We start from the raw sequence: 13,110 nt of genomic DNA on the forward strand, positions 1-13,110 counted from the left end.
AGGTGAACGACATGAACCCAAAAGAAAATTACCTGCACGAGTTCTTCAGGATTTTCTTCGCCAACAAGCAACTGGTGAAGCGCATCTTCCTGATCTTTGCAGTGATCGCGCTGTTGCTGCCGCTGTTGCTCAAACAGAGCTTCGATATCACCGCGCAGGTGATCGTGCAGTCGAAAAAACTCTCCCAGGGCGATGCGACCACCTCGCTGACCCAGGACAACGCCACCTTCATTCCGCCATCGCTGGCGGACATGGAAACCGAAAGCAACATTCTCCGTTCGCCGGCGCTGATTCGTCAGACCATCAGCGAACTGCGCGATCAGGGTCAGTACAACCCGCCGCCGGGGATGCTCAGCAAACTGGCCGAACCGTTCAAGCGTTATGTCAGCACGCCGCTGCGCGAATACGTGATCAATCCGCTGCGTGATGCACTGGGCATGGAAACCGATCCGGTGCGCGACACGGCACTGGATGGCTTGACCCAGGAGGCCATCGACAATCTGAAGATTGAAACCCTGCCGGGTTCCAATGTCATCTCGATCGTCTACAGCTTTCCTGATCCCGCCCAGGGCACGACGTTCGTTGCCACGCTGTTGCGCAACTATCTGGTCGATCGTCAGGCCTTGCAATCGATCGAGCTGCCGCACTCGTTCTACGAGACCAAGAAGCATCAGTATCAGGTCCGCCTCGACGGTCTGGAAGGCGCACGGTTGAGCCTGTTGGAAAACGTCGGTTCGTCCGATCCGAAAGAGGAGATCACCTTTCGCCTCAACGCGATCAACACCGAAGAGCAGGCACTCAACCTGTATCGCGATCGCTTGCTGCAAAGCCAGCGCTGGCTCGATTACCTGAAAACCAGCCTGGCCAGCGCCAACACCAACAAACTCAATGACTACACCTTCCCGTTCACCTTCACCACGACGGTGGACAACATCGCGTTCGAGGATCGCGAGATCCGGCAGATGGGCGAGGCACTGACCACTCAGGTCAGCCGCTATATGAACGACCTGGCGATCTTTCAGCCCAGCAGCGAGCCGATGTTGCTGGCCCGCGAGCAAATTGCCCGCACACGCCAGCAGTTCCTCAAAGTGGTCAACAACCGCATCCAGGAACGCACGATCGACCTGTCGGTGGTCAGCCAGGTCATCGAGCAGAAAACCGCGCGCATTGCCGAGTTCAAGAATCGCATCCATCAATTGCAGCAAACCCAAAGCAAGCTGCGCCAGATGGACACCGAGATCGGCGCATTGCACGCAGCGTTCTCAACCTATGCGCAACGCTTTGCCGAAAGCAGCACGACGCGCGCGCTGGATAACGACTTGTCCAACGCCCGTGTCTTGAGTCCGCCGTATGAACCGACCGAGGCGGCGTTTCCGAAACCGATGCTGATCATTCCGTTCGGCCTGCTCACCGGACTGCTGCTGGCCATTGCCTTCGTCTACGTACGTGAGTTCTTCGATCACCGCTTCAAGCATCCTGCGCAAATCAGTCATGAACTGGGCCTGCCGGTGCTGTTGGTGCTCAACGAAGAAACGTCGCAGCCCGGCAATCCGCACAAGAACTGGACCGTGCCGAGCTTGGTTCACTGGGTGCGCAATTGAACGCGGCGTCCACCCCGTGCGTCGCCCTGCCGATCATTCACTTGCTCAGCAGCGGCGGCTTCTACGGCGCCGAGCGGATGTTGCTGGATCATTGCCTGGCGACGCCGGGGCAGCACCAGGTGCTGTTCCTCGATGCGCCACCAGAGCTGATCGAGCGCTTTCGCCAGGCCGGGGTGGAGGCTCGCGGCTGTGCCGGGCTCGGCGGACTGCTGCGGCACTTGCATCAGCGCCGTGGTGACAAGCCGTTGCTCAACACGCACAACTTCAAAGGGCTAGTGTTCGGCTGGGTCGGCGCCACTGTGTTGCGCCTGCCGCTGGTGATCACTCAGCACGGTTTCACCCCGCGCAGTCGCAAGCAAAAGTTCTACACCTGGCTAAGCCTGCAACTGTGCCGCACGGACTCGGTGAAGCGGGTGGTCTGCGTCGCGCAAAGCATCGCTGTGCTGCACCGTCAGGCTGGCGTCCGTGCCGAGAAGTTGCAGGTGATTGCCAACGGTTTGCCAGCGGCGCCAGCGCTGCCACCGGCGCTGGAACGACAACGCTGGCTGGTCGGTTACGTCGGCCGGTTGAGCAGCGAGAAAGGCCCGGATCTGTTTCTCGATGCGCTGATTGCGTTGTGTCACCAGCATCCGCAACTGGACGCCGTGATGCTCGGTGACGGTCCGGAACGTGAGGCCTTGCAGGCGCGTATCGACGCTGCCGGTTTACCACAGCGGATTCGCTTGCCGGGCTATCAGACGGCAATGCAAGGCTGGTGGCAGCAACTCGATGCGCTGGTGATCAGCTCACGCACCGAGGGTACGCCGATGATTCTGCTCGAAGCGATGCAGGCCGGTGTGCCGGTGGTGGCGTTCGCGGTCGGTGGCATTCCCGATGTCTTGCAGGACCGTCACAACGGCCTGCTCGCCGCACCGACCGACACCGCCGCCCTCGCCCGTCAGCTCGACACGTTGCTGGCCGAACCGCAGCTGGCCGCACAACTACGCGACAACGCCAGACGCACACAACAGGAACGCTACGACCTCAAGGCTTTGGCTGAACGCTGGTCGCAGCTGTACATCCACACGGCACGGGAGGCACGCGCATGATTTTCCCGCTCTCGATCGTCAGCCTGCTGGCACTGGTCTGCATGGCTTTGCTGGTCAGTCCTTATCCGTATCTGGCGCCGGGGGCGGTGTTGGGGCTGCTGGGTTTCACGGTGCTGTACCGCAAACCGTCGTGGGGCCTGCTGGGCATTGCCGCGCTGGTACCGTTTGAAGGGTTCTTCAAGGACAGCGCGTTATCCGGGAGCAAATTGATCGGTGCTTCGCTGGCGCTGATCCTGGCGTTGCAACTGGCATTGCATCAGATTCCATCGCAGCGCCTGCGCAGCAATCTGTGGCGCTACCTGATCGGTTTCATGGCGCTGTACCTGCTGAGCCTGCTCGCCACCGACAACATGGGCATGTCACAGAGTCATCTGCGTGAACTGAGCGTGGGCCTGATTCTGTTCGTGATCACCTTGTTGGTCGGCCGCGAGCTGAACCTCGATCTGTTCGCCCGGCTGGTCACGCTCAGCGTCAGCGCCACCTGCGCGATGGCGATGTTTTCCAGCCGATTCCAGGACAAGGGCCGCGCCGCCGGCCTGCTCGAAGACCCGAATGCCTTTGCTCTGCTGATCGCCTTCGCCGTGCCGCTGGGCCTGCTGCTGGTGATTCGCAGCCCGAATCTGCTGCACCGTCTGTTCTGGGCGGGCTGCTGCCTTTTGCTGCTCGGCGGCATGACCAAAACGGAGTCGCGCTCAGGGCTGGTGGTACTCGCCTTGAGTCTGGCGATCGGGGTCTGGCATTACCGCCAGCACCTCAACCGTATCCGTCCGCGGCATTTCGGATTCGCCATGCTCGGCGCGGCCATCGTGCTGCCATTGGCGATTTATGCGATGCCTGCCGGTTACCTGGCGCGCATCCAGTCGCTGAGTATCTTGAGCGCCGGGGCCAAGGCTCAGGATGAATCCCTCGGCCGTCGCGCCTCGTACATTGTCGTCGGCAGCCAGATCATCCGCGAGCATCCGCTGCTCGGCTCGGGCCCCGGGACCTTCCCGCTGCACTATGCAACCACCGGTTACGCCAAGGCATTCTCGGCCAACCGCAAGATCGGCGACCTGTATCGCCGGGCGCATAACACTTATCTGGAGATTTTCAGCGAATTGGGGATTCCCGCCGGCCTGCTGTTTGTCGGCATGCTCGTGCAGGGTTTCTACAACCTGATCCGCGCACGACGCGAATGGCTGCAACGGCGCGAATGGCAGCACGCCGACCTGATGACCCATCTGGGCATGAGTTTTCTGTCGTTGACGTTGTTTCTGATGTTTCTCAGCGCGCCGAACCTGAAGTACCTGTGGATCATGCTTGCACTGACCTGGGTGTTGCGCCTGAAAGCTGAACAAGCACCGCTGACGGAGGCCAGAGCATGAGCCGGATCAGCATCGTCATTCCGATGTACAACGAGGCACGGCACATCGGCCGCACCCTCCTGGCCGCCCGCAAAGCCGCGAACGCCGCCGACATCGACTGTGAACTGATCGTCGTCGACAACGGTTCCACTGATGACGGGCCACAGATCGCCCGCGCATTCGGTGCACAGGTGCTGGTGCTGCCCGGCCTGCTGATCGGCGCTTTGCGCAATCGTGGCGCAACGGTTGCCAGCGGTGAATGGCTGGCGTTCATTGATGCCGATATCGAAATGCCCGAAGACTGGCTGAGCGAATTGTTCGCTCTCGAAGCGCAGAATCAGGGCGACATTTTTGGCTTGGACCTGCACACCCCCGCCGCCGCGCCGTGGTACGCGACCGCTTGGCAACGGCGCATGTTGCGTCCATCAGCGCACGCCAGTCGCACCGTGGACTGGCTGCCCAGCGCCAACCTGTTGATGCGCAAACGGTGGTTTGACGTCGTCGGCGGATTCAACGAAACCCTGCGCACCGGCGAAGACAAGGAATACACCTTGCGTCTGAGCACACAGGGCGCTCGGCTGCTGTCGACCAGTAACAGCATCGCCCTGCATTGGGGCTACGAAATGAACTGGCGCGAGTGGATGGGCAAGGAGCTGTGGCGCCAGGGCAGCCACCTGCAGTTGTTGCGCACCCATGGCATGAGCCTGCGCCTGCTGCGTTTTCCGCTGCTGTCGTTGCTGGTCTGGATGACGGATTTTCTACTGATCGTTGCCTTGCTCGCCGGCCTCGCGCAGCTCGCGATGATCCTGCTGGTGCTGACCCTGCTGCCGAGTCTGGCGCTCAGCGTGCGGCAGAGTATCAAGCACCACAATGCTCGCCTCACCTTGCAGCTGTGGGGTCTGCACTGGTTACGCCTGCACCTGCCCAGCGCGGCACTTGTTCTCAGTCTGTGTCATTGGAACGCCCGGAGGCCCGCCCGTGGCTGAATTCATTTTTTGCCTGTGCCTGCTGCTGCCGGCGTACGCCTACATCGGCTATCCGCTGCTGCTGACCTTGCTGGCGCCGCTGTTCCCGGCCTGGCGGCACGCGCCGGCGCCGCCGTTGAACGTCAGCATTGTCATCGCCGCGCACAACGAGGCCCGACACATCGAGCACAAGTTGCGCACCCTGCTGGCCCAGGATTATCAGCCCGCCACGCTGCAGATCATTCTCGCCAGCGACGGCTCGAGCGATGACACCGTGGCCTGCGCGCACAAAGTGATCGACCCGCGCATCACCGTTCTCGACCTGCCGCGCCAGGGCAAAGCCGCCACACTGAATGCCGGCGTCGCCGTGAGCAGCGGCGACATTCTGGTGTTCACCGACGCCGACAACCAATGGTCGCGCGACACCCTCGGCCATTTGCTCGCGCCGTTGAGTGATCCGCAGGTCGGTGCCTGCGCCGGGCACATGGTGATCCCCGTCACCGGTGGCGGCCTGAGTATTGGCGACAGCCTCTATCGGCATTACGAAGGCTGGTTGCGCCGGGTCGAGAATCGCACCGGCTGCATGGTCTCCGCCGACGGCGCCCTGCTAGCCTTGCGCCGCGAGCTGTTCCAGAACGTACCGGCCGAGGTCAACGACGACTTCTTCATCAGTACCTGCGCGCCGGTCGCGCACAAACGCATCGTTTACGTCCCCCAGGCGCAAGTGATCGACCAGGGCGTCGACGAAGCGGGCAAGCAATGGCGCCGCCGCCAGCGGGTCACGGTCGGTGGCCTGCAAAGCCTGGCGCAACGCAGCGCCCTGCTGAACCCTTTCAAGTACGGCCTGTATTCCATCGCCTTGATCAGCCACAAACTGATCCGCCGCCTCGCGCCGATTCTCTTGCTGCCGCTGCTGCTGAGCAATTTCTGGCTGTGGAACGAGCACGGTTTCTATCGCCTGAGCCTGGTTGCGCAATTGCTCGGCTACGCGGTGGCCATCGCCGGCCTGCTGGATTCGCAACACCGTTTGCCGAAACCGTTCCGCCTCGCGGCGTTCCTGCTGGTGACGCTGGCCGGCATGAGCGTCGGTCTGTGGCAATTCCTGCGCGGGCAACGTTACGCACAGTGGAATCCTGACCAGAATCGTTGAGAGGACTCATGCCATGGCGATCAAACAACTGCTAAAACGCACCAGCGGCTGGCTCTATCTCAACTCGTCAGTGGGGCGCAACCAGTTGCACGGTGCCGGGGTCATTCTGATGCTGCACCGGGTGCTGGCCAACGACCGTGCCGCCAACCTCCCGCACCGCAATGAACTGTGCGTCGGGCCCAAGGCCTTCGAGCATTTACTGCTGTGGCTGCGTCGGCATTTCGATTGCGTGCCGCTGATGGAAATCCTCCAGCCCAATTCGCTGCGCAGCGAGCGCCCACGGGTGGCGCTGACCTTTGATGACGGCTGGCGCGACAACGCCGTCAACGCCTTCCCGCTGCTGCAGAAACATCAGGTACCGGCGAGCATTTTCCTCTCCACCGATTTCATCGGCAGCCGTCAGCGTTTCTGGTGGGAAAGCCTTGGCGAAACCCTGTGGGGCAGCCACGGTGAAAAAGCGCGGATGCACTTGATCGAGTGCCTGCAGTTCATGCATCACCCATTGCCGGTACTGCTCGACGACATCGATGTCGACCGCCGCAGCCTGGCGCTGCTGCATTTCCTCCAAGGGTTGAAGACACTTGACCCGCAGGAACTGGAAAAACTCACCGATGAGTGCCCAGCCGAATCACAGCCGCAAGCGCTGGACTGGCATCAAGTGCGCGCGCTGGAGGCTTCCGGGCTGGTGCGCTTTGGCCCGCACGGTGCCAGCCACGCCATCCTCACCGGCCTGGATGATCAGCGCCTGAACGAAGAAATCAGCCGCAGCCGCGATGCCTTGTACAACGGCTGCAACCGCCCACTGCCGGTGTATTGCTACCCCAACGGCGACAACGATGAACGCGTGCGCGAGCAGATCGCCAATCACGATTATCCGTTCGCCCTCGGCACCGGCACCGGCATTTATCGCGGCGCAGGCGACCCGCTGAACCTGCCGCGCTTCGGCGTCAGTCAGCGCATCGCGTGCAATCCGGCGTTGTTGTCGTGGCGCATTTATCGCGGGGCACGGCCATGAGTCGCGGTAGCTACCTCAAGCATCTGGCCCTGAGCATGGGCACCAAACTGGCAATGATTGCCTTGCGCCTGCTGCGCAATGTGTTGCTGGCGCGGATTCTCGGCCCCAGTGAACGCGGTTTGTTCGCCCTGCTCAGCACCCTGCCGGATCTGATCAGCGCGGCGACCAGCGGCGGCTTGAATTCGGCAGTCGGTTATCAAGCGGCCAATCAGCGGCCGATGGGCTTGTTGCTCGCTCAGGTGTTGGTGTTCGGCTGTGTTCTGGCCGGGCTGCTGACCTTGCTGGTGGTCGCACTGGCCCGTGAGTTCGGCAGCGAACTCGATGTGACGATGCAGCTCGGTCTGCTGGCGTGGCTGTTGCTGCTGGCGGTGCCGCTGACCGTCCTTAAAAGCGGTCTGCTGACCTTGCACAACGCATCGGGTGGCGTGGTCGCCTTCAATGTTCTGCGGCTGGTCGAATCCCTCGCGCCGCTGCTGTTGTTTGTTGCGCTGTTCTGGATGTGGAAAGAGGCAGCACTCGAAGCCGCGCTGATCAGTTGGCTGGCCGGCATCAGCCTGGTGGTGCTGGTCGGCTGGATGTGGCTCAAACGCGCACAGCCGCTGCAACTGCAATGGGACCGTGCGAGCCAGAACGAGCTGCTGCGATTCAGTGCGCGCAGCCATCCGGACCTGCTGTTTCAACAGATCATTCTGCGCTCCGACTACTTGTTTATCGGCGCCCTGCTGGGCAGTACCGCGCTCGGCCACTACGCCATGGCCAGCGCCGCCGCCGAACTGCTGTTGATCGTTCCCGAAGCGGTGACCACGCCGCTGATGAAGCGACTGCTGCAACAGGACAAAGGCATGGACAAGGTCACACCGCTGGCGCTGCGCCTGACCGCCACGGTGATGCTCGGCGCCTGCCTGACCATGGCAGTGATCGGCGAATGGTTGATCGTCACCCTGTTCGGCGTGGCGTATCAACCGGCGTATCCGGCGCTGCTCGCGTTGCTGCCCGGCCTGCTGGGCCTGTGCTATGCGAGCATTCTGCGCCTGGATCTGATTGGCAAGGATCGCCCCGGCACGGTGTCGTTGCTGATGGGCATCGGCGCGCTGCTCAACCTGGCGCTGAATCTGCTGTTGATTCCTGCCTACGGCATTGTCGGTGCAGCGGCGGCTTCATCAATAGCCTATCTGGCGGTGACGGTGGCGATGCTGGTGCTTTATTGCCGCTTGAGCAACGTGCCGTTCTGGCAAACCTTGATCATCCTGCCCAGCGACATCGCCCCGATGTGGTTGATGTTGCAACGTCGGAAGACAGCATGAAACGCCTGGCCCTGCTGTTCGGACTCGGCCTGACGCTGGACGCCTACGCGGCGTCGATGCGCTGGGGCGATATCCGCGACGGCAGTTTGTATCTGCAGGCCGATCGCGCAGACACCGTGACCGTCAGCTGGGTGCCCGCGTGGCAGGCAGAGGCTAACGAAGAGCATCTTTACCTGCTCGACGGTCAGGGCAAGTTGCAGGGCGAACGGTTGATCAAGGCCAATGAAACCCGTGGCAGCCAGAGCTGGCCGCTGGCACCTGGCGCTGCGAGTTATCAACTGGAGATTCCCGGCTACAGTTTCCGCGGTTACCGGATCGAACATGACGAAAAAACCGTGGCGCTGTTTGCCCCGGCCAAGGTGCATTTCAGCGCGGAAGTACGTAACGCCACTGAGCTGTATTTCAGAGTCGCACCCGGCGAACACGCGGTGCTGGCCGGCAAGTTCCATGGCGGCGTCAGCGGTTTGCAGGCACAGCGGGTTGGCGATGGACAGCAACTGTCATTGGCACTGAAACCCTATCGTGCCTATTGGCAGTTCGATCAAGTCGCGCTGCCCGTCAGCGAACAACCGCAGGTCTGGCGCCTGCTTCTGCAAGGTAGGGGCAAGGCCGCATTCTGGCTCGATGGCACGGCGAATCTGTTTGCGCAGAATCCGCAGCAGCTCAAACCCTTACAGTCAGAACCGGGGCAGATGCGTCTGACCCTGCACGAAAAAATTCTCGGACGCACGCCGGATCTGGGAATCGCACTGCCTTACCTCGTACCGCCGCCGGCCAGTCACGCCGTACTCGATGCCTTGAAACCCACCGCTGCGAGCTACTACAGCTTCGTTGACGTCACCGCGAAGAATCCACATTTCGAAGACGCGTTCCGTCAGCTTTATCAAAATCGCTTCGGCATTCGCCAGGACATCACCCTGCTCGCCGGCACCGGGCGTCAGGCCGATCTGCGCGCCGATAGACAAAGCAACAGCGGCCTCGACGCCTGGCTCGCCGGCACCCGCGCCCTGGGTGGCAAAGGCACGCATTACATCGGTTTCGCCGACGAACCTAATCTCAACTATTCAAGCTACGAACAATACCGGGCGATCTTCAGCAGCATGGCGCGGCAGGTGCGCAGCGACCCGGCCAACGCCAAGGCCGGCGTGCGCATCGCAATGCCGGCCAGCTCGCGGCTGGTCAATGGGCCGTTCACCGAAAACGCAGCGGACAAGCGCGGCATCGATTGGGCGCGGCGTCTACTCAGTGAATCCGCCGATCAGGTCGATGCATTGGCCTGGCATGAATGGATGATTCGCGACTTGCTGGCCACCAGGGTCTACCGCGACAGCGTGCGCCGCGCAGCAGAGCTGGTGGGGCTGGACGCTAAAGGTCAGCCACGCAAAGCGTTGCTGCTGGATCAGACCAATCTGTCCAGTGGCTCAGCCCTGAGCCCCTACGATCAGGAAACCCATTTCACCTCGCTGTGGTGGGCCTCGGTGGTCATCAACGCTTCTCAGGATGGACTGCTGAGCATGCTCAACTGGTTTCAGGCCGCCGACGAACCGCCCTACGGCAAGGGCATGGTGCGCATACACGACGATGGTCGCTTCGAGCTGAAACCGGTGGGCCTTGCCCAGCAATTCATCGCCCGGCATTGGCTGCCGCAAGTGCTGCAACTGGATAACGACGCTTTTGAGGTGGATGTCCTGGCGATGGCCGGCGACGAGCAGCGCGCACTGCTCGGGGTGAACAAGGGCACGCGCCTGCAACGGGTTGATCTGAGCGGTGCCAAATGCCCGCTGAACCAAAGCGCCCTGCGTTTCTTCGGCGCTGACAATCGCAGCCGCGACATACCGTTTGTCTGCGAAAACGGGCGCGTACGTTTCGAATTACCGGGGCAAACCCTGTTTGCCCTGACCTGGAGCGCTTCATGAACCGCCCTTCGATGTTCTGCCCCGCGAGCCTCTTGCTGTGCGTGGGACCCTTAACAGGAGAAGAGACCATGGATGTATTGCGAAGACTCTGCGGACATATCCGTCGTAAAGGCCTGCGAGCGACCTTGGCGAAGATCCGCAAAATGTACATTTTTGCCCATCAGGAACTGCTGTGGATGGAGCGCGATCTGGTCAGCCCAGTGCCGCCACACAGCCTCAAACCCTACCCGCCACTGCGCATGCTGAAGATCACCGAAAGCAACGCCAGCGCCTTTACCCGCTACTTCGGCAACCGCGTCGGCGTCATGGCCGAGCTGGCCAGTGACGGTCACACCGGGCATATGCATATCGACGACAAAGGCGATGCCGTGGCGTTTATCTGGGGCACACCACGCGACTATTTCGATCGGCATTACTACCGTTGCCGGTTCCCGGTTAAACCCGGCGAATTTTTCGAGTTCGGCGGCGAACTGACCCGTGCCTACTGGGGCACCGAATTGTCGGTAGATCTGCAACTGCGCCTGTGGGAAGCCATGGCCTTGAAAGGCTGCCGCAAAGTGGTCGATGTCTGTGACTCGAGCAATGTCCCGGCGCTCAAGCTGCACCTGCGCATGGGCTATACCGAACAACAGCGGATCATGAATATCTACACGCTGTTCGGCCGCTGGCGCTTCTATCGCGAAACCCGCTACAGCGGCTCGCGTCTGGCGGCGCTGGGTAAAACTTCCCGTCCACCTGTCAAAGCAACGGCGGCCTGAACCCATGGTGATGCGATTCGAATGGCGCACATCGCTGTGCGCTGCCGACTTCCCGGCAACAGCCTACGAGGCACTGCGCCCGCGCGTGGCCGACCACACGCCGTTCAACAATCTTGGCTGGTTGTGCGCGGCAGAGCAGGCCCTGGACGAGGATCAGCGCCTGCACATTCTGCTCGGCTGGGAAGCCGAGCAATTGCTGCTGTGCCTGCCACTGGTGGCCAGTCGCGAACGCTTCGCTGGCGTACCGTTTCGCGTTTTGCATCACTTGGGTTATCCAATGGCCGATCGCCTGGCCCTGCTGTCGTTGCTCGGCAGCGAAGACATGCACAAGGCGCTGGTGCTGATCCGCAAACATCTGCCCCATGCGCTGCTGCAACTCAATGAACTGTCGGAACCTGCCGGTGAAGAAAGTGCGCTCACCGAATGGATGGCGCGCAGTTCCACGGCTGAACGGCGCCTGAGTTGCCGGGTGCCGGTGCATCTGATCAGCGATGCCGATCATCAGGAGATCTCCGGCGACCCGCGCTACAAGCTGCGTCGGGCACGCAAACGGATTGCCGCATGCGGTGCGCAAGTGCGGCGAATCACCCCCGATGCGCTGTCGATGCCTACGATTTTAGAAGCGCTGCAGGAAGTCGAGGCGGTCAGTTGGAAAGGTGACGAGGGCGTCGGGATTTTCGCCACCGAACGCAGTTGTCGGTGGATGCAAAGCGCTTTCACCGCCCTCGCCGCTCAAGGCCTGGTGCGGGTCGTGACGCTGGAGCTGAACGGCCGCTGCATCAGCTATCGCCTCGGCCTGCTCGAACAGGGCCGGCTCTACGATTACAACCTGGCGTTTTTGCCGCAGTACGCCGACCTCGGTAGCGGCCGGGTGCTGCTGGAGGAATGGATTCGTTGGGGGCTGGATGAGCACTGGCGCTGGATCGACGCGTCGCGGGTCAGCCTGGAAAACTCCAGCCATCAACTGCACGAACGCATGACCGGGCAACTGGAACACTGGCGCTGGAGTTTCTACTCATGGCGCCCGAGCGGTCTGCTGCTGGGCCTGGGACTACGCCTTTGGCACCACGTCAAACCGGCCCTGCAAAAATGGCGCGCACCGCGTGCCGGCAACTTGACGGCGGCGAACACATCCGAAATTCAACCGGCAACACCATCCAACACACCTGGGCTAGCGCCTCGGAGGGCATCATGAGCGTCATCGAAAATCTGCTTCTGCGCATCAAACAAAAAGGCCTGCGCCGCACCCTTGGCGCGCTGTGGAAACGTTACGTGTTCGCTCACCGTGAATTGCTGTGGATGGAGCGCGACCTGGTCACGCCGATTGCCCCGAACAAACTGCGCCCCTGTGAAGGCTTGCGCAGAGTCGACATCACCGAGGACAACGCCAAGGCGTTCGGCAAGTACTTTGGTGACCGCGTGGAGACCATGGCCGAACTGGCCGCTGAAGGGCATACGGGGCACATGTACCTGGACCCGGACGGTCACACCGTGGGGTTCGTCTGGGCCAGTACTCGCGACTATTACGACCGCCACTTCTACCGCTGCACGTTCCCGGTCAAGCCCGGTGAATACTTTCAGTTCGGCGCGGAAATTACCCGGCACTATTTCGGCAGTAGCTTGACCGTCGATGCACAGACCGCACTCTGGCAAGTCATGTCTGCCCGAGGCTTTAAAAAAGTCGTGGATATCTGCGACAACGCCAATGTACAGGCGCTGAAGATGCATATTCGCCTGGGCTATCAGGAACAAGGGCATATCACGCATGTTTACGACCTGTTCGGGCACTGGCGTTTCTTCCGCGAATCGAACTACAGCAACTCGAGACTGGAGGCGCTGCGCAAGCCGGAAAGACCGGTAGTGACGGCGGCGGCGCAGGCTTGATTCACATTTGAAATATTGTGGCGGTCATGAGGCCGCCTTCGCGAGCAAGCTCGCTCCCACATTGGATTTTGCTCGGCGCAGATCCA

11 protein-coding genes are annotated in these 13,110 nt (G+C 61.5%); all 11 read left to right on the forward strand.

The window, feature by feature from the left end; genetic code table 11:
• Positions 1-11: 11 nt before the first annotated feature.
• The 11 genes from ACW9IR_RS20330 (at position 12) to ACW9IR_RS20380 (ending at position 13,024) form a co-directional block, all read left to right on the forward strand.
• On the forward strand, positions 12-1,601 hold the full coding sequence (locus tag ACW9IR_RS20330) for a GumC family protein (protein ID WP_457464885.1): 1,590 nt from the start codon (positions 12-14) through the stop codon (positions 1,599-1,601).
• On the forward strand, positions 1,598-2,689 hold the full coding sequence (locus ACW9IR_RS20335; RefSeq protein ID WP_457464887.1) for a glycosyltransferase family 4 protein: 1,092 nt from the start codon (positions 1,598-1,600) through the stop codon (positions 2,687-2,689). The genes ACW9IR_RS20330 and ACW9IR_RS20335 overlap by 4 nt, the downstream gene beginning before the upstream one ends.
• Positions 2,686-4,053: an O-antigen ligase family protein gene (locus ACW9IR_RS20340; protein WP_102902809.1), complete on the forward strand. Its 1,368-nt coding sequence runs from the start codon at positions 2,686-2,688 to the stop codon at positions 4,051-4,053. Before ACW9IR_RS20335 ends, ACW9IR_RS20340 begins: the two co-directional genes overlap by 4 nt.
• Positions 4,050-5,018 (forward strand): glycosyltransferase, encoded by a 969-nt coding sequence (locus ACW9IR_RS20345; protein ID WP_095120192.1) that lies wholly within the window; start codon positions 4,050-4,052, stop codon positions 5,016-5,018. Before ACW9IR_RS20340 ends, ACW9IR_RS20345 begins: the two co-directional genes overlap by 4 nt.
• Positions 5,011-6,147 (forward strand): glycosyltransferase, encoded by a 1,137-nt coding sequence (locus tag ACW9IR_RS20350; protein ID WP_064392926.1) that lies wholly within the window; start codon positions 5,011-5,013, stop codon positions 6,145-6,147. The genes ACW9IR_RS20345 and ACW9IR_RS20350 overlap by 8 nt, the downstream gene beginning before the upstream one ends.
• Positions 6,148-6,160: 13 nt before the next feature.
• Entirely contained in the window at positions 6,161-7,162 is a 1,002-nt protein-coding gene (locus ACW9IR_RS20355; protein WP_102902812.1) for a polysaccharide deacetylase family protein, read from the forward strand.
• Entirely contained in the window at positions 7,159-8,466 is a 1,308-nt protein-coding gene (locus tag ACW9IR_RS20360; RefSeq protein ID WP_457464891.1) for an oligosaccharide flippase family protein, read from the forward strand. The genes ACW9IR_RS20355 and ACW9IR_RS20360 overlap by 4 nt, the downstream gene beginning before the upstream one ends.
• Positions 8,463-10,382 (forward strand): hypothetical protein, encoded by a 1,920-nt coding sequence (locus tag ACW9IR_RS20365; protein ID WP_457464893.1) that lies wholly within the window; start codon positions 8,463-8,465, stop codon positions 10,380-10,382. Before ACW9IR_RS20360 ends, ACW9IR_RS20365 begins: the two co-directional genes overlap by 4 nt.
• Before the next feature lie 68 nt (positions 10,383-10,450).
• The gene (locus ACW9IR_RS20370; protein ID WP_457464895.1) at positions 10,451-11,140 is read left to right on the forward strand and encodes an N-acetyltransferase; all 690 of its coding nucleotides are present in this window, start codon (positions 10,451-10,453) and stop codon (positions 11,138-11,140) included.
• 4 nt (positions 11,141-11,144) lie between these two features.
• Positions 11,145-12,335: a GNAT family N-acetyltransferase gene (locus ACW9IR_RS20375; RefSeq protein ID WP_457464897.1), complete on the forward strand. Its 1,191-nt coding sequence runs from the start codon at positions 11,145-11,147 to the stop codon at positions 12,333-12,335.
• A complete protein-coding gene (locus ACW9IR_RS20380) occupies positions 12,332-13,024 on the forward strand; it encodes a GNAT family N-acetyltransferase (RefSeq protein ID WP_102902816.1) in 693 nt (230 codons plus the stop codon). The genes ACW9IR_RS20375 and ACW9IR_RS20380 overlap by 4 nt, the downstream gene beginning before the upstream one ends.
• The last annotated feature ends 86 nt before the right edge of the window (positions 13,025-13,110 follow it).

This window comes from Pseudomonas sp. SDT291_1_S447 (assembly GCF_054070155.1).

Bases quoted from the DNA above. Each gene is read 5' to 3' on its own strand.
- ACW9IR_RS20340 (WP_102902809.1), top strand. From the start codon at position 2,686: ATGATTTTCCCGCTCTCGATCGTCAGCCTGCTGGCACTGGTCTGCATG.
- ACW9IR_RS20345 (WP_095120192.1), top strand. From the start codon at position 4,050: ATGAGCCGGATCAGCATCGTCATTCCGATGTACAACGAGGCACGGCAC.
- ACW9IR_RS20355 (WP_102902812.1), top strand. From the start codon at position 6,161: ATGGCGATCAAACAACTGCTAAAACGCACCAGCGGCTGGCTCTATCTC.
- ACW9IR_RS20370 (WP_457464895.1), top strand. From the start codon at position 10,451: ATGGATGTATTGCGAAGACTCTGCGGACATATCCGTCGTAAAGGCCTG.
- ACW9IR_RS20360 (WP_457464891.1), top strand. From the start codon at position 7,159: ATGAGTCGCGGTAGCTACCTCAAGCATCTGGCCCTGAGCATGGGCACC.
- ACW9IR_RS20365 (WP_457464893.1), top strand. From the start codon at position 8,463: ATGAAACGCCTGGCCCTGCTGTTCGGACTCGGCCTGACGCTGGACGCC.
- ACW9IR_RS20380 (WP_102902816.1), top strand. From the start codon at position 12,332: ATGAGCGTCATCGAAAATCTGCTTCTGCGCATCAAACAAAAAGGCCTG.
- ACW9IR_RS20330 (WP_457464885.1), top strand. From the start codon at position 12: ATGAACCCAAAAGAAAATTACCTGCACGAGTTCTTCAGGATTTTCTTC.
- ACW9IR_RS20375 (WP_457464897.1), top strand. From the start codon at position 11,145: ATGGTGATGCGATTCGAATGGCGCACATCGCTGTGCGCTGCCGACTTC.